Here is a 20,770-nt window from a genome sequence, read left to right as displayed (position 1 = left end):
TCTTGCCTCTTGCCTACTGCTCACTGATAACTGATTTTTCCCAGACTATGATCCCGATTAATTTCTACCACTAGATGCGCTTGTTTGAGCAGGGGTGGGAGAAATAATTGCGGATGTAAACTTTTCCAAAAATACTTGACAAATTCCTCGATTTCTGATGGGTTCATACCTCCTTTTGTTTCGGCCGCCTGTCGCCATTGTAAACTGTAACGGTAGTCAAGGGGATAAAGAATCAGTAAGCGATCGATTTTTGACCAGAGGGGTAGATATTCTCGCAATCTTTGATTATTATCCCTGGCGAATTGTCGGTCTTCTTGGCTATTAATCGGATCGGGGGCATGATCAAAGACTGTTTCTTCTACTGGATTCATGCCCACAAACCAACCCTCGAAAAAAAGAATATCAACTCGTTCCACTTGTTCCGCTGCAATTCTATCCCCTTGTCCTCGATGCAGGGACTTGTCAAAACGCGGGATTAAAATCGGACTTTCTTGCTGACAAACCTGTTCTAAAACTTTAATTCCTAATGCTATATCATGAGTACCCGGTGGACCACGCCAGCGCAATCTTTCATCCTTTTGACGCAATTTTATTCGCTCATTATAGGTCTTATAAATATCATCTAAAGAGAGATTATTTACTTTTAAATCAAAATAGGCTAAAATAATCGACATTATGGATGTTAAGGTGGTCTTTCCCGTGCCTTGGGGAGCCAAAATGCCTTGAATCAACGGTTTTGCGTGGCTGCGTAGCTGTAGCGCCCAGGGAATCCAGAAGCGCCAACAGCTGATCAAAATCTGATTTGGCTGATTTATCCCTAACTCCTGACATTTTTGCCAGACTCGCGGCCAGAGAATCATTAGTAGTTCCGCCCTTTCCTGTAGGATGAGAGGGTTAGTCTGCTGAAAACTTAAGGATTCGATCGCTAGTAAATCTTCTAGAGCCGCCTCAGTTAAGGGATTTTTGTCGATTAATCCCTGTAAAATCGTCAAAATCTTCATAGCTGTTATCAGAATTAGCAAAAAACTGTCCCGATGATTCAGGAGTAATTCTCTGGGGTTAGCCACCAATACCAGCAGATTAATCCCGCTCAAGATTTTTTTTGAGAGTGTTTTTTAGGGTTATTTGCCCAAAAATGAAGGGTTCGCAGGCAGGCACGGATTCCCATTATATATATAAGTATATGTCAAGTCCCGTTTTCAGTCAAGAGGTTTGGTCAAAAATCTCTAGCTTTGTCTCCAGTTTCCCAATCGGTTAGACTAAGAATTATTCACATTACTTAACAAAACAGCCGATGAATACAGCTGCTCTGACGATAAAGCAAAATTGGCAATGGCAAGGAAATTCTATACACTATGTGCAAGCGGGTACTAGAGTCACGGGAAAACCCCCTTTACTATTAGTCCACGGTTTTGGTGCTTCCACCGACCATTGGCGAAAAAATGTGCAAGGTTTAGCCTCAGAATGGGAGGTATGGGCGATCGATCTGTTAGGATTTGGTAGATCAGCTAAACCGGATCTTGTCTATAGTGGCAATCTTTGGCAGCAACAATTAAATGATTTTATCAAGGAAGTTGTGGGGCAACCGACGGTTTTAGCGGGTAATTCTCTGGGGGGTTACGCTTCTCTCTGTGTAGCTGCTAATCACTCTGAGAATGTTCGGGGATTAATTCTCCTCAATAGTGCCGGTCCCTTTAGCGATACAGAAAGCAATCGTCAGCCTAATTTAGCACAAAAATTACTGCGATCAGTCTTGCTGCAACCCTGGGCTAGTTATCTCTTATTTCTCTATACCCGTCAACCCAAAACTATCCGCAAAACCCTAGAGAAAGTATATCTCGATCGCAGTGCCATTACTGAGCAGTTAATAGAAGATATCCGTCGTCCTTCCCTGGATGCGGGAGCAGCCAAAGTTTTTGCTTCTGTGTTTAAATCTCCCCGGGGGGAAAATGTGGATATTCTCCTGCAAAAGTTAAGTTGTCCCCTGTTGATGTTATGGGGTGAAGGGGACCCTTGGATGAATACTAGGGAACGCGGGGCCAAATTCCGTCAATACTATCCTTCTCTGACAGAATATTATCTAACTGCCGGTCATTGTCCCCACGATGAAATTCCCACAGAGGTTAACCGGTTGATTGGTGATTGGGTGAAAAACTTATAGGTAGTTAGGTATCGGTTATCAGGTTTTTATTCTCTTGACGCTTATCTAACCTGAAAAAAGAGGGTTTGCAGGCAGGCACGGATTCCCATTATATATATAAGTATCTGTCAAGGGCGGGGATTTGTCAAGGATTTTTTTGAAAAAATCTGCCAGAATTTGGCCGGTAGGAAAGACATTGGCCGGTATTGGTAGAGAAGCAGATGAATGAGTAATTGCAGGGGATAACTATCTACTTTATGTCTCTGTTGGTTCCCCAATCTAATACATCTGTCCGTCTTTGTCGCAGTTGTTGGGCCGTTTCTTCTAACCAAGCAAGATAGTCTTGTTCTTATAAGTCTTTGGTATTGGTCAGGTATCGGGTTTTTATTTTTTTGAAGCTTATTTGACCTGAAAAAAGAGGGTTCGCAGGCAGGCACGGATTCCCATTATATATATAAGTATCTGTCAAGTGCGGGGATTTGTCAAGGATTTTTTTGAAAAAATCTGCCAGAATTTCAGGGGAGAAAATCGGAATCGAGGATTTGTTCGGGACTATAGGGGCAGCTTTCGGCAAAGATAGCGGCCGGTAATTGGCTTTTTTGTCGGACTCGCTTCACTGCTTTGGGGTAAATAACGGCGATTCTGGTTAAAAAATAGTTATAAAGGGTTTTTGACTCCAATAAAAGTTCTAATTCCACCCGAAAGTTACCGATTTCGTCCTGCCATCCCCGCGCACATCTTTCTCGTTCCTCCGGCCAGTATTGGTAGAGGAGCAGATGAATGAGCAATTGTAGGAGATAACTATCTACTTTATGTCTCTGTTCATTCCCCAGCGCTTCGATTTCTTCTTCGAGATGTTCCCAATCTAATACATCTGTCTGTCTTTGTCGCAGTTGTTTGGCCGTTTCTTCTAACCAAGCAGGATAGTCTTGTTCGTATAAGTCTTTAGTTGTCATACCCTATCCTCTTTAGCGCCGGTCAGGTATTAGGTTTTTATTTTTTTGACGCTTATTTGACCTAAAAAAAGAGGGTTCGCAGGCAGGCACGGATTCCCATTATATATATAAGTATCTGTCAAGTGCGGGGATTTGTCAAGGGTTTTTTTGAAAAAATCTACCAGAATTTGGCCGGTAGGAGAAGAGATTGTTTCACCTTTGCCTGTGAGCTACAATAAGCAGATGAGCAAGAGGATAGGATTACAGGAGTTTTGACAATGCGGTTACTACGGGTTCAAGTTCCTGACTTTCGAGTGTTAAAGAATATTGATCTTAGTTTCGAGAAAGACTTTTTTCCCCAGATCTTCCCTATCGGTAGTCAAAATGGCGGTGGCAAAAGTACCCTTCTACAATTAATTTTTATCCTGCTTCATTGTTCTGGTGATCCAGAAAAGATAGAATATGTGGTAAATGTACTCCATCGATGTCAACTAGAAGATGAGTTAGAGCAGAAAACCCTAGCTATTTTTGAAATTCTAACCGACAATCGGGAAGAAGTAAAACTAGATTTTTTTATTTGCAGAGATGCTTATGTAAAACAATTTGTATCTGATCTTGACGGTCAATTTGTATCTGATTTAGGAGATGTTTATCTAAAACACTTTGTATCTGATATTGACGGTCAATTCCTATATCTTTGTCAAGCCAAAAACCAGAAGAATGAAGAGATATTTTTGTTGTGTAAATTTGGTCAAGCCACCCAAGAAGAATGTCAATTATTCATGAAAGAATTATCCTCAAAAATATTTTTAGCTGCACCTTCAACGCAAGTTTTTATCTTTTTACCCAAAGCTACTAACAAGAGTCTTTTTCAGATAAATCAAGGGAATCCAGACTCTAGTAACTATTATTTAGCCATGGCAGATATTAAAAAGAAACTTAGCAACTTATTTACCTACGATTTTCTGCCAGTTGAGCTATTGATTAATTACTTTATCATGGCTCGTGATCAAGATTTTGCCCAAGCTATAGAAACTGGTGAATATGGAAATAATTATCAACTAATACGGCAAAACTTAAATTCAATTTTATCGGATAAAGAAATTAATTTAGATAAAGATATATCGAGGATTACCTTTAAATTCAAAGGAGACACAAACGGAGAAGAATTATATCCAGAGGATTTGAGTCATGGGGAACTGAAGCGATTAAGTATCTATCTGTGGCTAAAGTATCGTAGGATAAAAGATGCGATTGTCTTGATGGATGAAATTGAGATTGCTCTCCATCCCGACTGGCAATATAAAATTATTGAGGACTTGCAGGAATGGGAACCTAGCAATCAATATATCTTAGCCACTCATTCCTATGAACTCTGTCAAGCTTTAACTCCCGCTCATGTTAAAGAGATAGAACCAAAACTATTGAAATAAAGATGGAGAAACTAACCCATGAGTCTTAGGGAAACGGAACTTTTAGAACATTGTCAATTTATTCTGGCAAACCGTCAAATTCGTAATAAATTTGTCATCCTCTGTGAAGGGGAAATCAAAAAAACTGCCGGCAGGTTATCTCCTCAATCCTATCGAGCTATGGAAGATTTTCCCGATGCTAATTTTTATAAAGCTTGTGTTCCTAGGGATTGGAGACAACAGATACCGACTTTTTTTAACTGTGGTGATAGAAATGATGTTTTAAATACTTACTTTAATCTTTTGCGTTTGCATGAAGATAACCCAGAAGCTTCTTATTTAAATCCCCAGCAACTGTTCGCTATCGTCGATTTGGACTTACAAAATAAAAGTTTAGATGATTCCTACCCATTTAAGGATTTAGAGGAAATTTTTGAGGACTTATATGAAAAATCACTGATTAAAGTCAATCAGGTTAGACAGCATAGAATTTGGGTGACGGGATTGATTCATAAAGAGTCCTATTTTATTTTCCCCGATATTCAATCAATTCTTAGCGAACATTCGGCTGTTTATCAAAATTCCGCTGCTAGGCTAGAAAATATTTATCTTGATATGGCAGATAAAATTAAGGATGATGCGGACTTAAAAAATAATTTTTCCAGAGTTAAAGGGAGAATCTCTCATTGTCAAAACCTAGAACTATCGGAAGTGGAGAAATTACAGGTATCTTGGCAAGAACAATATCAAGTTAGCAACGACAATAGCCAATCGGAATTAGTGCTGGCTCTGTTGACTATCAAAAAAGCGAAGCAATATTGGTTACAAGTTGAACCTCCAGAGGACTATACATCACCCCCAGAAAGATATAGAGAACAACTGGCACTACAAATAGGAAGATTTTATGCTCACAATAGCGATAATCCAAGCTGCCATATTTCCCATCTCCTCAAACTGCTGAAGCTAGAACTCAACCCCGGGGAGCGGGAATAAATTTAATCGCATTATTTGACCTAAAAAAAGAAGGTTCGCAGGCAGGCACGGATTTCCATTCTATATATAAGTATATGTCAAGTGCGGGGATTTGTCAAGGGTTTTGACAGTAGAAAGGGAGAAAACTTTTAACAATACACCTGTTCTAACATAGCGGCAGTGAGAGATTTTTGCCCGTGATAATAGAGACGACGATTGAGACAACCGATCGATTTAACATAGGTAGATAGGGTTCCCAGATCATGGGAAATAATTAAAATGGTCATCCACTCATTCAATTCTTGCAACAGGGAAAAAATACTAGCACGCATTTGGGGATCGACACTGGCAGTGGGTTCATCTAAAATCAAGAGACGGGGTTCTACCGCTAAAGCGCGAGCGATATAAACCCGTTGGCGCTGTCCTCCCGAAAGTTCGGCAATCGACCTTTTTTTCAACGCTAACATTCCCACACTATCTAAAGCTTTATCTACCCTTACCTCATCTTTTTTACTATAGCCTTGCCAGAGTTTTTTGCTGCTCAATCTCCCCATTTTCACCACCTCACCCACAGTGATGGGAAATGAGCGATCGCATTCGACAAACTGCGGCACATAACCGACTAATTCCCGACCTTTTTCGACACTTTGCCCCAAAATACTGACCTCTCCCCGCCAAGGTTTAATTAATCCCAGTAAAACCTTAAGGAGGGTAGTTTTTCCTCCTCCATTCGGGCCGATAATTCCCAGAAAATCCAATTCTTCAATGGTTAAATTAATATCTTCGAGGATGGGTTCCTGTTCGTAGCCGGCCCAGAGATTACTAATGGTAATGATCGTTGACATATACAAGCAATTACTGATTTAAAACTGTGGCCATTTTTTGGGAAACTTGTCGCAGGTTTTCACTCCAATTTTGAGCAAAGGCACTGATAAGGATTACCTGTCCCCCAATTTCCCTAGCAATAGTTTCGGCACTTTTCTGGCTAAATTCTGGTTGAGCAAAAATAACTTTAATATTCTCTTTTTTTGCCTGTTTGATTAGTTGACTTAACTGGGCAGCACTGGGTTCATTGCCGTCAATTTCGATCGCAATCATCTCTAAACCATAATCTTGGGCAAAATAGCCCCATTCGGGATGAAAAACCATAAATTTTTGGTTTTTGACCCCTGCCAAGTTTTGCCGAATTTCTTGATCTAATGCGTCTAATTCCTGACTGAATTTTTCAAAGTTAGCCCGATAGATAGCTTCCTGACCGGGATCGAGTTGTGCTAGGGTTTGATAAATAGTCTCTGCTTGTGCTTTGACTCGTTTTGGTGATAACCAAATATGGGGATCTAGGGTGTTTTTTCCAGCTTGATGTTTTTCTTCCTTAGCGTGATCATGATCGTGATCATGTTCTGCTGTCAAAGGGATTTTATCTACTCCTTGACTGGTATCGACGATTAACATCTGTTGGTTAACACTGTTTAAGCGATCTTTCCAAGCATCTTCTAAGGATACACCGATTTTAAAGTAGGCTTGCGATTGGGCTGTGGTTTTTAATTGTTCGGGTTTTGGTTCATAGGTGTGGGGATCTGTCCCAGGTTGAATCATGGCATTAACACTGACTCTATCACCGCCGATGCGTTTGACGAAATATTCCTGCGGTACGATACTCACTGTCACCTGTAAGGGTGTCTTTGCTTCCTCTTCCTTGACCGAGGGACCACTACAAGCTGTTAAGCTGGCTATAGTCAGGGTTAAAGCGATCGCTGTTAACTGGAATTTTTTACCCATCGGATTAACTGAGTCTGATTATGATTCTGATCTTATCACAGTCGGTGAGAATCGTTATCATTCTGAAAATATTTCGGTATAGATGTACTGGTTTTTCGTCCTTCGATCTTTCGCTCCCAATTAAAAAATTTTCTCTTGCCAAGCAACGCTTGACATGATATTATATAGATAATGGAAAATCCGTGCGCCTGCGACCCCCTTCGGGTCAAGTCAAATAAAGCCCAAAAAAATTAACCCCAAAAAGTAGTCGGTGAACTGATAACTGATACTCGTTAAGACTGCACTGGAGTTGGGAGCAGGGAGAGGAAGCCTGAGCATTTGTACTAAAACTCTCAAGAGACAGTTTAAATTCAGGAGATCTCAACTAAAGCTTGCTGAATAAATCTAAAAACCTTGTTGGGTAAGACTTTTAGACTTTTTGGGAAATCAAAAAGTACTGGACATGGGAGTGATCGGGGGGAAAATTAAGTAATTGACCCCCTCAAAATCGGTAAAACCCTACACCCCACACCCCACACCCCACACCCCACACCCCACACCCTACCCCCACGAAAAACTTTTTGCCGCAAACCCTAACTAAAAACCGAGTGCCGAACACGAAAAAATGACTTTTGCCTCCGTTATTCGCAACATTGAAAAATCGCCCTTAACTGCCGAACTTATCCAAAAACTGGAGAAAAACGGCAATTTAACCCTAACTGGCCTTGCCCGCTTACCGAAAGGATTAATAAGCACAGCTTTCGCCCGTTGTCAAGGAAAAAATCTTTTAATTATCTGTGCCAATCTGGAGGAAGCGGCACGTTGGGCGGCACAATTAGAAGCGATGACGTGGAAAGGTGTTTTCTTTTATCCCACCTCGGAAGCTTGCCCCTACGAGACATTTAATCGGGAATCCGAGATGATTTGGGGACAGATGCAGGTATTATCGGCAATCAGTCATCAAGAGGCCGGAATTGCGATCGTTACCACCGAAAAGGCCCTGCAGCCCCATTTACCCCCTAGAGAGGTTTTCGAGAAATATAGCGATAATTTTGCGGTAGGAACGGTTATAGAAGGCAAAAACCTCGATCTAACCCTAGCTAGATTAGGATATCAACGGGTTTCACTGGTAGAAACCGAAGGGCAATGGAGTCGTCGCGGCGATATCGTTGATATTTTCCCAGTTTCGGCAGAATTACCGGTCAGGTTAGAATTTTTCGGCGATGAATTGGAAAAATTGCGAGAATTTGACCCTGCCACCCAAAGATCCCTCGATTCTATCCCCAATCTGCTTCTTACTCCCACTAGCTTCGCGGCGATGATTGCCCCTTCTCTTCCCCCCACAGTGGCCGATTATTTGGAGGCTGAAGATCGAGAAAAATTGGCTAATGGCATTTATCCAGAGGGAATTGAGCGATTTTTAGGCTTGGCCTTCCCTCAACCTGCCTCTTTATTGGATTATCTCCCCGAAAATACCCTTATTGCCTTTGATGAACTGGAAAGCTGTCAAGCTAGAAGCGATCGCTGGATAGAATATATTGGGGAACGCTGGCAAGAGATAGAACCAGCTTTACCGAAAATTCACCGTTCTTTTGGCGAATCTCTGCAAATATCGGTTAAATTTCCCCATCTCTACCTCTCAGAAATAGACGATCACCTCTCCGAAAATAGTCTTAATCTCTCCAGTCGTCCGATTCCCACCAATCCGGGGCAATTCGCCAAACTAGCGGAAATTTTACGGGGAAAAAGAGAGATTTATAGCGGTATTAAAGTAAATAAGTACGCTACATGGTTAATATCTGCCCAACCCTCCCGCACAGTCTCGTTATTACAGGAACACGACTGCCCGGCCCAATTTATCCCCAATCCCCTCGATTTTGGGGCGATCGAGCGCTTAATAATTCAAAACACCGCTACAGCCCTAAAATACTCAGGATTAGCTGAATTAGAAGGTTTTATCCTGCCCACCTATCGCATAGTCGTCGTTAGCGATCGAGAGTTCTTCGGGCAACATCTTTTAAATACTGCCGGTTACGTCCGCAAACGTCGGCAAGCAGCCTCGGTACAGGTGGATGTGAATAAACTCCGTCCCCTCGATTTTGTAGTACATAAACACCATGGCATCGGGCAGTTTATCAAACTAGAAAAGCAGGAAAGCACAATTAGCGGAATAGTGCAAGGTCGAGATTATCTAGTTATTAAGTATGCCGATGGATTATTGCGGGTTCCTGCCGATTCTGTTGATAATCTCTCCCGTTATCGTCATACAGGTACTCAAGAGCCAGAATTACATAAAATCTCTGGCAAAGCGTGGGAAGCGACGAAAGCCCGCGTCAGGAAGTCAGTTAAGAAGTTAGCGGTTGATTTAATCAATATTTACGCCCAACGCGCCCAAAAATCGGGTTTTGCCTATCCGATGGATAATCCCTGGCAGCGGGAGTTAGAGGATTCTTTTCCCTACCAACCCACTGCCGATCAACTGAAAGCGATACAGGATGTGAAACGGGATTTAGAAAGCGATCGCCCGATGGATCGCTTAGTCTGTGGGGATGTGGGTTTTGGTAAGACAGAAGTGGCGATTCGTGCTATTTTTAAAGCTGTCACCACGGGTCATAAACAGGTGGCTTTATTAGCACCAACAACGATTTTAACCCAACAACATTATCACACCCTGAAAGAACGTTTTGCTCCCTATCCCATTAATGTGGGTTTATTAAATCGTTTTCGCACCAATTCCGAGAAAAAAGATATCGTCCAGCGCTTGAAAACGGGGGAATTGGATATAGTGGTGGGGACGCAGTTGTTATTGAGTAAAGCGGTGGAGTTTAAAGATTTAGGGTTATTGGTAATTGATGAAGAACAGCGTTTTGGGGTCAATCAAAAGGAGAAAATTAAGGCTTTTAAAAGTAATATTGATGTGTTAACCTTGAGTGCGACACCGATTCCCCGGACTCTTTATATGTCCCTTTCTGGGGTGCGAGAAATGAGTTTAATTACCACACCTCCCCCCTCTCGTCGTCCCATCCAAACCCACCTTTCCAGTTATAATTCTGATGTGATTAGAACGGCAATTCGCAATGAATTGGATCGGGGGGGGCAGGTTTTTTATGTAGTACCAAGAATCGAGGGAATTGAAGAAAAAGCGGCAGCAATTCAAGGGATGATTCCGGGTGCTAGAATTGCCATCGGCCACGGTCGTATGGATGAGTCCGAATTAGAGACCACCATGTTAGCTTTTAATAATGGGGAAGCGGATATCTTAGTCTGTACGACTATTGTGGAGTCGGGGTTAGATATTCCCAGAGTTAACACGATTATCATTGAAGATGCCCAAAAATTCGGTTTAGCGCAACTCTATCAACTGCGGGGACGGGTGGGGCGATCGGGAGTACAAGCGCACGCGTGGTTACTTTATCCGGCCAAGGCAGAACTAACAGAAACCGCTCGGGAAAGATTAAAGGCAATTCAAGAATTTACCCAGTTAGGATCGGGGTATCAATTAGCGACTAGGGATCTGGAAATTCGCGGTGCGGGTAACTTATTAGGTGCGGAACAATCGGGACAAATGGAAGCGATCGGTTTTGATCTATATATGGAAATGTTACAGGAAGCTTTGCGGGAAATTCAAGGTCAAGAAATTCCTCAAGTGGAGGATACCCAAATCGATCTGAAATTAACGGCATTTATTCCTAACGATTATATATCCGATCCAGAGCAGAAAATGGATGTCTATCGGGCGATCGCTACTGCTAATTCTCAGAAAACTTTAGGACAAATTGCCGCCGATTTAGTCGATAGATACGGGGCAATTCCTGCACCGGTGGCACAATTATTTAAGGTAATCGAGTTAAAACATCTGGCTAAATCCCTCGGTTTTTCGCGAATTAAACCCGATGGAAAACAGCATATTATCCTCGAAACTCCCATGGAAGAGCCAGCGTGGAAATTATTACAAGAACACCTACCCCAACATATACAATCACGCTTTGTTTATAGTCCCAAACAGGTGACGGTTAGGGGTTTAGGATTGGTAAAACCGCAACAGCAGTTAGACAGTTTATTGGAGTGGTTAGCTAAGTGTAAAGATGGTTTACCGACGAGGAATTAGACTAAATCCTGTTTAAAAAGTATAGGAGACTGGGAATTATGAATTATCAATTATCAATTATGAAGTGGGGAGCAGGGGAGAAGATAATCACTAAAAGTAATCTCCTGTCTCAACCGGGAAATTACTTTTGCAAGACTACCTAAGTAGCTGGTTATAATTAAATTAAAAATGGATTTTGCCTTTAATCCCCCCTTGATAAGGTAGGGTTGATTCATGAATCAACCCTACCCTTGATAACGGGGATATCTGATAATTTTTAACGCCTACCTACTCATAAGGTGCTTTGGGTACGGAGAGAGAGGGATTCGAACCCTCGTTAAAGTTACCCCTAAACAGCATTTCCAGTGCTGCGCCTTCAACCGCTCGGCCATCTCTCCAATTGAGGTCACGATCATCAATCCTACAGCAAATGCTGCCGATCTGTCAAATTATTTTTCTTTTTCCGACGATGACCGATCAGGTTAAACTTCATCTTGAAGGGAAACGCTGTCAGTTAAGCACACCCTAGATATTGATTTAAGATTGCGGCCGTAGCTAGACCAGTTTTTTGCCAACTAAACTCATCGGCCCGTTTTTTGCCTAGATGACTTAATTTTGAGTGTAATTGTCGATCTTGAGCGATAATTTTCAGGGCATCGGCCAGGGCCTCGACTCGATAGGGATCGATTAAAATTGCCGCTGTTGCCGTGACTTCGGGCAAAGATGACAAATTTGAGGTAATGACCGGTGTACCGCAGGCCATAGCCTCTAAAACGGGCAATCCGAAGCCTTCCCAGAGACTGGGGAAGACTAAAGCAGTGGCTTGACTGATCACCTTGGGCAGCTCATCGTAGGGGATATAATCGAGAAATTTAATGCGATCGCTGACTGCTAATTCTTGCGCTTGTTGTTGTAAATTGGGGGTATAACGGCGATCGAAGCTGCCGGCAATCCAAAGATGATAATCTGTTAAATCTGGGGGCAGTTGGGCAAAAGCGGCGATTAAACGCGGTAAATTTTTATAGGGATTGGGACGACCGAGATAGAGAAAATAGGGATGCTCTGGCTTATCATCTTGAATAGGGCGAAAGTGATGATGATCGTAGGCTAGGGGAATAGAAGTAATTTTATCGGCGGGAATTTGATAATATTCAGTGATATCTTTGGCCGTTGCCTGAGAGTTGCAGATAATATGTTTTGCCTGTTGTAATACCTGCGGCACATAATAACGGAAATAGTGAGTTAAGGGGGAAGTAAAACTGGGAAACCGCAGGGGAATTAAATCGTGGACCATGACGACAAAGCGACAGGGAGAATTTATCGGCGCTTCTGGAAGGGGAGAAAAGAGTAAATTGGCCTTTAATTGTCGGTAAATTGACGATAACCGAAACTGAGTCCAGAGTAAGCGTTTTAAATGACCTTTCGCTCCTCGATCGGGGGCGAGACCCTTGGGGATAGAATAACAGTTAAAGTCGGGATAGCTATTAGTTGTTAGTAGGGTTGGTTCTAAATTTTTCAGGTAGGGTAAGAGGTTAAGAATGTAGGTACTGATTCCCGTGGGTTGGGGAAAAAGTACCGAGAGATTAATTAATAATTTAGGCTGTGTATTCACTAATTACCCTGTTGATATTTGCTGAGAATTTCTGAGATATATTGGTAGCCTTCCAGTCCAATTGATTTAATCAGGGAGGAACGTTCCTGACTGAAAGTCTGTTCAAAAGCTGCGATATTTTTGCCGCGAATAACCGTTAATAGACTAGCAGCTTGTCGCCATTCTACTGCACCGATTTCGTGTAGCCAATACATTCCTAGAGAACCCATATAAATTGCCTGTTCAAAATTCTTGTCTTGATAGTAAGCTTCGCCTAAATAAGTTAGTAATAAACCTTGCAGATATACATCTCCGTAGTATTTGGCCGATTCCAATCCTTGCAGGAGAATATTAATCGCTTCTTGGGGTCTTTCGAGGATAATATATGCTAGACCTAAACTGCTACAACAAAGGGATTTACTCTGCCAATCTTGGAGACTTTCCGCTAACTTTAATCCCTGCTGTAAATACTCGATCGAACTTTGATAAATTTCGGGATCGTATCTCTCTAACTGTTGCGCTTCCTGTACCTGACTATAACCCAAATTAGCTAAAGCGTTAGCCTGTCCTAAACTATTACCCTGTTGACGACTTAAAATTAAAGCTCTCTGACTTAAATTAATCGCTTCTGCATAGTTTTTCTGGATAGCATTGAGACGGGATAAATGGTTTAAATTAGCTATTTCACAAGCATAATCCTGTTGTTGACGGGCAATTTCTAAAGCTTGTTGATGACATTCTCTGGCCTGTCGATAGTCGCCGCGAATGCGATTAGAATAGGCAATTAAAGTTAAAATTCTCGCCTTTTCTCCCGTGCCTTCCACATAACGCAGAGGAATTGATAAATAGTCTAACGCATCCTTGAGATAACTGCCAGAAAAGGAGGCAAAAATTCCTCCGTATAAAGGAAAATAGTCCCGTTGAGCAAAGGTTCTCAGAATTTGTAAAGCCATCTGAAAACAGCCCCGACTATAGAGAGAATTTTTACTAACTTGCTCGAAACTATTGGTTAACAGCGACCAAATTAAAGCAAAGGTGAGAAAGGTAGAGATGGATAATTTGGCTCCTAATTTTTCGCTATAGATGCGCTGATCAAAAAAGTTAATTAGTCCTCTTTGGATATATTGAAAAACAATAGCAGTTTCTACCCAATCGGTTAAAGTTAAATCCTGAGTGAGAGGATCAAAAGCTTGTTGATTAGCTAAACTTTCTAAGACTCGTTTTAACCAAGAGGGATTAACTTTACTTGCCCAAATTTGCCAAGGAGTCACTCGCTCATTATCATTAGTAAAACCAAGATTGCGATTTTGTTCGTAGAGCCAACTGGTGAGATAACTCGATAAATTTGACCAAGTATTTAACCCCAGATTAATCCCCGTGGCAATTTGCCATAAATCCGCTTCTCCCCGCTGCTGAGAAACTGTCTGTAAATGCTTGGCTAACTGTTGCAATTGTTCTAGGGTTAAAGCATTATTTTGATTGGGATCAATTAAATTTACTAAAGTCAGTAAACGATCCTCTCGATCGATTTTCACCAGATTATCGATCGCCGCTGCAGTGAGAGAATTTTTCTGATTGGTTTTTTGATATTTTTCCCATTCACTTTCGATCGTTTCCAGGGCCCGCAAAACCCTAGTCGCTTTAATTTTTGTTTCTAACTGTGAGCGAGTAACGATTATTTTTTCGGTTAAACAACGCTCAAAAATTTCTCCTGTGCCATTTTTTACTGCCTCGGCTAAAAGGTTATAAACCTGTGATTTAGCCCGAATTTTTCCTTCTAAAGTTAGATTGACAATGCGCTCAATTAGTGCCTTATAAGTTTCGTTGAAGTTATCTCTATTTTCTGTCATAGGGGGTTTTTCAGTTATCAGTAAACAGTAATCAGTAATTAGGGAGCGGTAAACAGCAATCAGTAATCAGTGAACCGAAAACTCACCTCTGATCACCGAGTCACTGATCACCGATAAGGCTGATATTTGGGGGAATTGTCTAGAAATCATGACAAAATTTTTGTAATGGTTGAGCAGGCAAGAGATAAGATACCATAAGTATAGAATTTAACAAAAAATCTGGTTAACGGACATTGATCAAGTCGATAGCGCAGTGTCAAACAAGTTCTTTTCCCGCTCAGGTATGGCAATTAGATCACGGCTTAACCGTAATTCATCAGTACTTACCCGTGACTCCTGTGGTGGTGGTGGATGTGTGGGTGAAAGCAGGTGCGATCGCTGAACCCGACCCATGGTTAGGTATGGCCCATTTTCTCGAACACATGATCTTTAAGGGGACGAAAAAACTTCCCCCCGGACTCTTTGACTATTTAATCGAAAATTGTGGCGGCATGACCAACGCTGCCACCAGTCACGATTACGCACACTTCTATCTCACCACCAGTGTGGATCAAATTGAACATACCTTACCCCATCTGGCCGAAATTCTCCTCCATGCTGAGATTGACGATGAGGAATTCTATCGGGAAAAAGATGTAGTTTTAGAAGAATTACGGGCCTGTTATGATGATCCCGATTGGATTGCCTACCAAACCCTCTGCGGAAGTATCTATCAAAACCATCCCTACGGACGCTCTATTCTAGGTGATCAACCCTGTTTAGAGCAATTAACCCCCAATCAAATGCGCTGTTTCCATCGCACCTATTATCAACCGGAAAATATGTGTGTGGCGATTATCGGGGGAATTGAACCCCAAGCAGCTTTAGAAATTATCCGGCAATCTTTTCGGGAATTTCCCGTCCCCTCAGAATCCCCCTCCCATCTAGTGGCTGCCGAACCCCCCCTGATCGAAATTCGTCGTTCCCAAGTATATTTACCCCACTTAGAACATTGTCGTCTCTTGATGGGATGGATGGGACCGGGATGCGATCGCCTAGAGGATGCCTTTGGATTAGACTTGCTTTCGGTAATTCTTGCTGGGGGACGCTGTTCGCGGTTAGTGCGACAGCTGCGGGAAGAAGCGCAAATCGTCCTCGATATTAACAGTAATTTTTCCCTGCAACGAGATTCCAGTCTCTTTACCATCGGCGCTTGGCTATCTAGCTCACAAACCGCGGCAATTGAAGCTATTATCTGTGAACATATCCAACATCTGCACGATGATCCCGTCACCCCCGCAGAATTACACCGCACTCAACAGTTATTAGCTAACGATTATATTTTCTCCACAGAAACCCCGGGCCAATTAGCGGGACTCTATGGATATTATCAAACCCTGAGAGCTGCCGACCTAGCAACGATCTATCCCCAAGTTATCCAAAGTTTGCAACCGTCAGATCTCCAGCGTCTCGCTCGTCAGTATCTCTCCCCGGAGCGATATGCTATTACAGTAATGCAACCCTGTGAATAAACGATGTCCGCTTCCCCCATTCACCGCTTAACCTTAGAAAATGGCATCACCCTTTTAGTGGTGGAAAATACGGCCGTGGAGTTAGTTGCGGGGAGGATTTTTCTCAAAAATGCGGGTACTCGTTGGGAAAAAACCGAAAAAGGGGGTTTATTTCGTCTGTTAGCAGTGCTGCTCACCAAAGGTACAGAAAAGTTATCTTCCCTAGAAATTGCTGATCGCATTGAGTCCACGGGGGCCGGTTTAAGTGCAGACACGGGGACTGATTATTTTGTGGTTAGTTTAAAGACTGTTACCAAGGATTTTTTAGATATATTGCGTCTAGCAGCGGAAATTATTCGTTTTCCCAGTTTCCCCCCCCCAGAAATCGAATTAGAGAAAAATCTCACCCGTCAAAGCATTCGCTCTCAATTGGAACAGCCTTTTAATGTGGCTTTTAATCAATTACGCGCAGCTATGTACCCCGATCATCCCTATGGTATGTCTTTATTGGGTACGGAGGCAACGGTTTCGCAATTGCAACGGGAGGATATGCAGGCCTATCATAGTCGCTTTTTCCGTCCCGATAACTTGGTAATTAGTCTTTCTGGCCGTATTACCCTAGAGCAAGCAGTAAAAGCAGTGACGGAAATTTTTGGCAGTTGGTCAATTCCCGATCTTCCTTTATCTAGTTTACCCCCAGCCGCTTTTGATTTTCAGCCCACCTGTTTAACTACCGTCCAAGCTAGTCAACAGGCGATCGTTATGTTAGGATACCCCGGCTCTTCTGTGCAAGAGGATGATTATGCCGTTTTAAAATTATTGAGTACCTATCTGGGGAATGGGTTATCTAGTCGTTTATTCGTGGAATTGCGAGAAAAACGGGGATTAGCCTACGATGTTTCTGCTTTTTATCCCACCCGTCTCGATTCTTCCCAATTTGTCATTTATATGGGAACTGCACCCCAAAACACAGCCATGGCTCTGTCGGGATTGCGTCAGGAAGCAGAAAGGTTATATAAAGTAACTTTGAGTGAGGAGGAGTTACAGTCAGCTAAAAATAAGTTATTGGGTCAATATGCTCTCGGTAAACAAACTAACGCCGAAATCGCTCAATTATACGGTTGGTATGAAAGCTTAGGTTTGGGGATTGAATTCGATCGCACTTTCCTGGATTCTATTAATCAGATTACTGCCGAACAAGCGCGATCGGTAGCCAGTAAATATTTTCAAAATCCTTACATTTCTCTAGTCGGCCCAGAAAATGCGATCGCTGAAATTCTCTAGGGTCTGCTGAAAAAGTTTTTCCTGGGGGTAGGAGTCAGGAGATAGGAGTCAGGAGATAGGAGATAGGTTTTAGGTGTTGGGGTTTTAGGGTTTTGGGGTTTTAGTTGAAATTCCCCATTTCCCCAACCCCCGCTCCCATCTCATAGACAGTCTCAACGAGTAATTTAGATAGGGTTTGCGGCAAAAAGTTTGTTGGTGGGGTTAGGTGTTGGGGTTTTAGGGTTTTGGGGTTTTAGTTGAAATTCCCCATTTCCCCAACCCCGCTCCCATCTCATAGACAGTCTCAACGAGTAATTTAGATAGTCAACAGCTTACTTAAAAACATCTAAAATAGCAGCAATACTCTCTTATTGCTGCTATTTTTGATTAACTCCCCGGGTGGGATTCGAACCTACGACCAATCGGTTAACAGCCGACCGCTCTACCACTGAGCTACCGAGGAACGCTACTCACAATTAATAATTATAATCATAAGTCCCTCAATAATGCAAGTGCTTTCTGGATTTTTTCTCAAAAAAATTTCCGGTGCAGGTAGCGGTGGGCGGAGAATCCACTATTGTGGAGATAAGGACACCATTAAGTCTAGTCTATGCTTGCTCATCACCGCCGTCCCGTTTCCTTCTGTCTGCTCTCGACAGATCTACCCATCCTCTCCTCTTTAGACACTGCCGCTACCCTCTACCAAAAGGATCGCCACCGGTTTCATCTTCTCCTCAATCAACCACCAGTCGCTCTCCCAGAAATAGAGACACTTAAACCCGAAAATAATCAAAATAAATTAATTTGGCTAGAAATTTCGGCCAATCGGGTAATTATGACCATGCAGGGCCAGGGAAGATTCGCCTATCGTCATTTTTGGGAGCAAGGGGTTTTTGGTGTTAGTCGCTACTGGTTAAATGCCGAAAGTCCTCAACCGGGTTACGCTTTTCGCCTCCGCAACTATACCCGTAGTCTCAAATTAGAGGGGAATAATTTCCCCGAATATTTGCGTCTAGAGTACGAATTATGGTCAGATAACCTGATTTTAGGTCATTATGTCCTTCATTTGCAAGTACACCAATAAATAGGGTTGGCTGAATAGAGCTAAGTAGCTGGTTATAATTAAATTAAAAATGGATTTTAGGTTTGATCCCCCCTGCCCCCCTTGATAAGGGGGGTGCCGATAGGCGGGGGGATCTGAAAGTTTTTAATACCTATCTACTTAAAAACCTTGTGGGATAAAACTTTTGGACTTTTTGTCCTCAAAAAGTGCCAGCCGGTGGCAAAATTTAGGCACTTTTTCCCCGAAAATTAGTTAATTGTGGGGTGGATTGAAGACTTAGTGCTACACTTCCCGAAAAGTCTATTTTATTTGAGCTTGTTGTTAGGAATCCACTTAAAAGAGGTTGTTTAATCTGGCTAATATGCTCTTGGGTATGATATGGGAAAAAGTTCCAGCGATTGCGCTAAAATGGGGGAATATGCCGCAAGTTTCCACCTGTCGTTACTCTGGAGAGTGTTAGACAGAAAGTTTCTGTATAATATGTAGTTAGGCGGTGCGAAAGGTCAGTAGTTAAGGAGCGAACCCGGAAAGTAGTAGGAGTACAGCACATGAAGTGGAATTGGAATACACCGGCTTGGGAGACCCCCATCGGCCTTGCCGATGGGGTAGAGCTGTTTTGTTTGCCTGGCAGTATAGTTCCTGAAGAGGGCTGGCCTGACACGTTCTGGCGCCACGTCAGCGAGAGACATCTTCTTCTTGGAGTTGAAGCTCAGCGAGTGATCCGCCTCTTTCGGGAACTTGAGCCAGGCGAGTCGGCGCGTTGCCACTTTCCGCCGTGGGGGCTGGCGTTCTATGAGTGGGATACCCTGCTCTTCGCGGCGACCCTCTGCTACGAATGCAACAACGCCTACATTTACACTGCTCAGGGCAAGGAGCTACGCGCCTTCGATCCAGCTGGGCCGAACGCTGCCCGACTCCGCGACGTTCTGAAGCAGCATCTGCCGCTGTAGTGCGATCGCTATCGCCGTAGTGCGATCGCCGCTCTGGTAGGGTGCGTTCGCTAATGCAAGTCCTGCTACTCCAGAGATCGATTTTGGGGAACGCACCATGCACATTGATGGCAGCTGTCAGTCTAAGTGCGATGCCGAAGAACGTAGAAGCATGAAACCCAAGGACTGATCATGTTACGCTACCGCCAACCCGTCCTACAAATAATTTTGCCTCCCTACTTATTCCAGAAAGCGGATTTCTTCGCTATTTTCTAGGTATCTTTCTCCTTGTCCTTTTTCCCTTTTTTAAGAAAAGGTAGAGCACCGAAAACCACTCCTGTACCCAGGATAGTTAAGGATGGTTCAGGCACTGGTTGATACAAGTGATCGCCGTTAATCTTCCAGTTCGATCGCGTATCTTTTGATCCAATCGGTCAATCTAGCGAAACCCTCCTCATAGGTTTCGAGAGCGCCCGCAAGATCGAGAAAGAAAGTGACCGTTTCTGCTTCGCTGGCGTTCAAGCGATAGCCGTTCTTTCGCAAAAAAGTTGAAACGGCGGCTAGAGCTATACGTTTATTACCATCGCAGAAGCAATGATTTTTGATAAAACCGTAGCCATAGGCCGCCGCTAACTTAAAAATCGATGATTCGGGTTCGTACTGAAAAAAGAATTTTGGCTTATTGACAGTGGACTCTAACAGGGTTGGGTTTAAAACTCCAGGAGTCCCCCCGGTTCGAGCGATTAAAGTTTCCTGAATCACCCTAATCGCATCGCTCGATAACCATTTCGGTTCCTCGATCATTATTTGGCGAGTTCCTTGAAGGCGTTGCGGTACTGAGAATAAGTATCTTCAAAAGCTTTCATGGTTTCTTCAAAATCGGGATCAAAGCTAGAAATTCTGTATCCATCTACAGATTCAGTGATATAAATCTGATCCCCTTCCTCTACGTTCAGTCGGGATAAAACCTCTTTCGGTAAGATCACGCCTATGGAATTGCCAATTTTTCGGAGCGTTAGACTTGTCATAACCTATAGCCTCCCGTAGTTTATGTTATGACAAATGTTATAACATAATTAACTCCCCAAACGGAATTATTTTGAAGAGAAAGACTTCCGATCGTGAAAGCCGCTCTTGCATCCCACATTCCGCACCCTCAACTGTCACATAAGCTGTCCCCCTCCAGAGACTTGAGTAAAAATACTTATCTGGTGAAGGTTTTCTCGGTGGCCGCTAGGGGGAGCTTGAGACCCCTAATTATGAAAAAATAGGAATTGTTG

Annotated in this window: 17 protein-coding genes, 2 tRNA genes and 1 pseudogene; 8 read left to right on the top strand and 12 right to left on the bottom strand. The window is 42.8% G+C overall.

The features are described 5' to 3' along the window. Positions 1 to 20 precede the first annotated feature (20 nt). Complete coding sequence (locus O9295_RS06200) at positions 21 to 1,001, bottom strand: ABC transporter ATP-binding protein (RefSeq protein ID WP_288032362.1); 981 nt, start codon at positions 999 to 1,001, stop codon at positions 21 to 23. Positions 1,002 to 1,294: 293 nt separating this feature from the next. Here O9295_RS06200 and O9295_RS06195 point away from each other — a divergent pair, with 293 nt between their 5' ends. Next, the gene (locus O9295_RS06195; protein ID WP_288032361.1) at positions 1,295 to 2,161 is read left to right on the top strand and encodes an alpha/beta fold hydrolase; all 867 of its coding nucleotides are present in this window, start codon (positions 1,295 to 1,297) and stop codon (positions 2,159 to 2,161) included. 176 nt (positions 2,162 to 2,337) lie between these two features. Here the strand turns inward: O9295_RS06195 and O9295_RS27295 are convergent. Next, positions 2,338 to 2,513, bottom strand: a pseudogene (locus O9295_RS27295) (DUF29 family protein); the annotation flags it as partial. A 142-nt stretch (positions 2,514 to 2,655) separates the two neighbouring features. Beyond that, positions 2,656 to 3,096: a DUF29 domain-containing protein gene (locus O9295_RS06185; RefSeq protein WP_147068719.1), complete on the bottom strand. Its 441-nt coding sequence runs from the start codon at positions 3,094 to 3,096 to the stop codon at positions 2,656 to 2,658. A gap of 257 nt (positions 3,097 to 3,353) precedes the next feature. Here O9295_RS06185 and O9295_RS06180 point away from each other — a divergent pair, with 257 nt between their 5' ends. Together O9295_RS06180 and O9295_RS06175 are read left to right on the top strand one after the other, a co-directional pair. Further along, positions 3,354 to 4,508: an AAA family ATPase gene (locus tag O9295_RS06180; RefSeq protein ID WP_288032358.1), complete on the top strand. Its 1,155-nt coding sequence runs from the start codon at positions 3,354 to 3,356 to the stop codon at positions 4,506 to 4,508. 18 nt (positions 4,509 to 4,526) lie between these two features. Continuing rightward, on the top strand, positions 4,527 to 5,480 hold the full coding sequence (locus O9295_RS06175) for a hypothetical protein (RefSeq protein ID WP_288032356.1): 954 nt from the start codon (positions 4,527 to 4,529) through the stop codon (positions 5,478 to 5,480). Between the two features lie 128 nt (positions 5,481 to 5,608). Here O9295_RS06175 and O9295_RS06170 read toward each other — a convergent pair whose 3' ends face one another. Next, entirely contained in the window at positions 5,609 to 6,304 is a 696-nt protein-coding gene (locus O9295_RS06170; protein ID WP_288032354.1) for a metal ABC transporter ATP-binding protein, read from the bottom strand. Positions 6,305 to 6,314: 10 nt separating this feature from the next. Further along, on the bottom strand, positions 6,315 to 7,238 hold the full coding sequence (locus tag O9295_RS06165; protein WP_288032352.1) for a metal ABC transporter solute-binding protein, Zn/Mn family: 924 nt from the start codon (positions 7,236 to 7,238) through the stop codon (positions 6,315 to 6,317). A 604-nt stretch (positions 7,239 to 7,842) separates the two neighbouring features. Between O9295_RS06165 and mfd the strand changes: the two genes are divergently transcribed. Beyond that, positions 7,843 to 11,325 (top strand): transcription-repair coupling factor, encoded by a 3,483-nt coding sequence (gene mfd / locus O9295_RS06160; RefSeq protein ID WP_288032350.1) that lies wholly within the window; start codon positions 7,843 to 7,845, stop codon positions 11,323 to 11,325. Positions 11,326 to 11,615: 290 nt separating this feature from the next. Here mfd and O9295_RS06155 read toward each other — a convergent pair. From O9295_RS06155 to O9295_RS06145, 3 genes are all read right to left on the bottom strand, one after another. Continuing rightward, positions 11,616 to 11,702, bottom strand: a tRNA-Ser gene (locus O9295_RS06155). 116 nt (positions 11,703 to 11,818) lie between these two features. Continuing rightward, positions 11,819 to 12,916, bottom strand: coding sequence for a glycosyltransferase family 4 protein (locus O9295_RS06150; RefSeq protein WP_147070902.1), 1,098 nt, complete (start codon positions 12,914 to 12,916; stop codon positions 11,819 to 11,821). Continuing rightward, positions 12,916 to 14,745 (bottom strand): tetratricopeptide repeat protein, encoded by a 1,830-nt coding sequence (locus O9295_RS06145; protein ID WP_288032347.1) that lies wholly within the window; start codon positions 14,743 to 14,745, stop codon positions 12,916 to 12,918. Before O9295_RS06145 ends, O9295_RS06150 begins: the two co-directional genes overlap by 1 nt. Positions 14,746 to 14,978: 233 nt before the next feature. On the opposite strand from O9295_RS06145, the gene O9295_RS06140 reads away from it, so the two are divergent. Next, positions 14,979 to 16,256: a M16 family metallopeptidase gene (locus O9295_RS06140; RefSeq protein WP_147070905.1), complete on the top strand. Its 1,278-nt coding sequence runs from the start codon at positions 14,979 to 14,981 to the stop codon at positions 16,254 to 16,256. A gap of 3 nt (positions 16,257 to 16,259) precedes the next feature. After that, positions 16,260 to 17,519: a M16 family metallopeptidase gene (locus O9295_RS06135; protein ID WP_288032346.1), complete on the top strand. Its 1,260-nt coding sequence runs from the start codon at positions 16,260 to 16,262 to the stop codon at positions 17,517 to 17,519. Positions 17,520 to 17,889: 370 nt separating this feature from the next. Here the strand turns inward: O9295_RS06135 and O9295_RS06130 are convergent. Further along, a tRNA-Asn gene (locus O9295_RS06130) sits at positions 17,890 to 17,961 on the bottom strand. A gap of 147 nt (positions 17,962 to 18,108) precedes the next feature. Between O9295_RS06130 and O9295_RS06125 the strand changes: the two genes are divergently transcribed. Next, entirely contained in the window at positions 18,109 to 18,582 is a 474-nt protein-coding gene (locus tag O9295_RS06125; RefSeq protein WP_288032344.1) for a hypothetical protein, read from the top strand. A gap of 527 nt (positions 18,583 to 19,109) precedes the next feature. Beyond that, entirely contained in the window at positions 19,110 to 19,511 is a 402-nt protein-coding gene (locus O9295_RS06120) for a hypothetical protein (protein ID WP_079208937.1), read from the top strand. 251 nt (positions 19,512 to 19,762) lie between these two features. On the opposite strand, the gene O9295_RS27290 is transcribed toward O9295_RS06120, so the two are convergent. The 3 genes from O9295_RS27290 to O9295_RS06110 are packed head-to-tail and all read right to left on the bottom strand — an operon-like array spanning position 19,763 to position 20,518. Further along, the gene (locus O9295_RS27290; protein WP_186814328.1) at positions 19,763 to 19,861 is read right to left on the bottom strand and encodes a hypothetical protein; all 99 of its coding nucleotides are present in this window, start codon (positions 19,859 to 19,861) and stop codon (positions 19,763 to 19,765) included. Positions 19,862 to 19,883: 22 nt separating this feature from the next. Beyond that, complete coding sequence (locus O9295_RS06115; RefSeq protein ID WP_186814329.1) at positions 19,884 to 20,294, bottom strand: type II toxin-antitoxin system death-on-curing family toxin; 411 nt, start codon at positions 20,292 to 20,294, stop codon at positions 19,884 to 19,886. Further along, positions 20,294 to 20,518 carry an AbrB/MazE/SpoVT family DNA-binding domain-containing protein gene (locus tag O9295_RS06110; protein ID WP_147070910.1) on the bottom strand — a complete coding sequence of 75 codons (225 nt, stop codon included), beginning with the start codon at positions 20,516 to 20,518 and terminating at the stop codon, positions 20,294 to 20,296. Before O9295_RS06110 ends, O9295_RS06115 begins: the two co-directional genes overlap by 1 nt. Positions 20,519 to 20,770 lie beyond the last annotated feature (252 nt).

It is taken from the genome of Microcystis sp. LE18-22.4A (genome assembly GCF_027531105.1).
Classification (GTDB): Bacteria; Cyanobacteriota; Cyanobacteriia; order Cyanobacteriales; family Microcystaceae; genus Microcystis; species Microcystis aeruginosa.
The sequence above is the reverse complement of the archived record's forward strand: the minus strand, read 5'-3'. Positions and strand labels throughout refer to the sequence as shown.

Coding starts and splice junctions, on each gene's coding strand:
- O9295_RS06200 (WP_288032362.1), bottom strand. CDS start 1,001: ATGAAGATTTTGACGATTTTACAGGGATTAATCGACAAAAATCCCTTA.
- O9295_RS06145 (WP_288032347.1), bottom strand. CDS start 14,745: ATGACAGAAAATAGAGATAACTTCAACGAAACTTATAAGGCACTAATT.
- O9295_RS06135 (WP_288032346.1), top strand. CDS start 16,260: ATGTCCGCTTCCCCCATTCACCGCTTAACCTTAGAAAATGGCATCACC.
- O9295_RS06110 (WP_147070910.1), bottom strand. CDS start 20,518: ATGACAAGTCTAACGCTCCGAAAAATTGGCAATTCCATAGGCGTGATC.
- O9295_RS06175 (WP_288032356.1), top strand. CDS start 4,527: ATGAGTCTTAGGGAAACGGAACTTTTAGAACATTGTCAATTTATTCTG.
- O9295_RS06185 (WP_147068719.1), bottom strand. CDS start 3,096: ATGACAACTAAAGACTTATACGAACAAGACTATCCTGCTTGGTTAGAA.
- O9295_RS06195 (WP_288032361.1), top strand. CDS start 1,295: ATGAATACAGCTGCTCTGACGATAAAGCAAAATTGGCAATGGCAAGGA.
- O9295_RS06170 (WP_288032354.1), bottom strand. CDS start 6,304: ATGTCAACGATCATTACCATTAGTAATCTCTGGGCCGGCTACGAACAG.
- mfd (WP_288032350.1), top strand. CDS start 7,843: ATGACTTTTGCCTCCGTTATTCGCAACATTGAAAAATCGCCCTTAACT.
- O9295_RS06165 (WP_288032352.1), bottom strand. CDS start 7,238: ATGGGTAAAAAATTCCAGTTAACAGCGATCGCTTTAACCCTGACTATA.
- O9295_RS06120 (WP_079208937.1), top strand. CDS start 19,110: ATGAAGTGGAATTGGAATACACCGGCTTGGGAGACCCCCATCGGCCTT.
- O9295_RS06115 (WP_186814329.1), bottom strand. CDS start 20,294: ATGATCGAGGAACCGAAATGGTTATCGAGCGATGCGATTAGGGTGATT.
- O9295_RS06125 (WP_288032344.1), top strand. CDS start 18,109: ATGCTTGCTCATCACCGCCGTCCCGTTTCCTTCTGTCTGCTCTCGACA.
- O9295_RS06180 (WP_288032358.1), top strand. CDS start 3,354: ATGCGGTTACTACGGGTTCAAGTTCCTGACTTTCGAGTGTTAAAGAAT.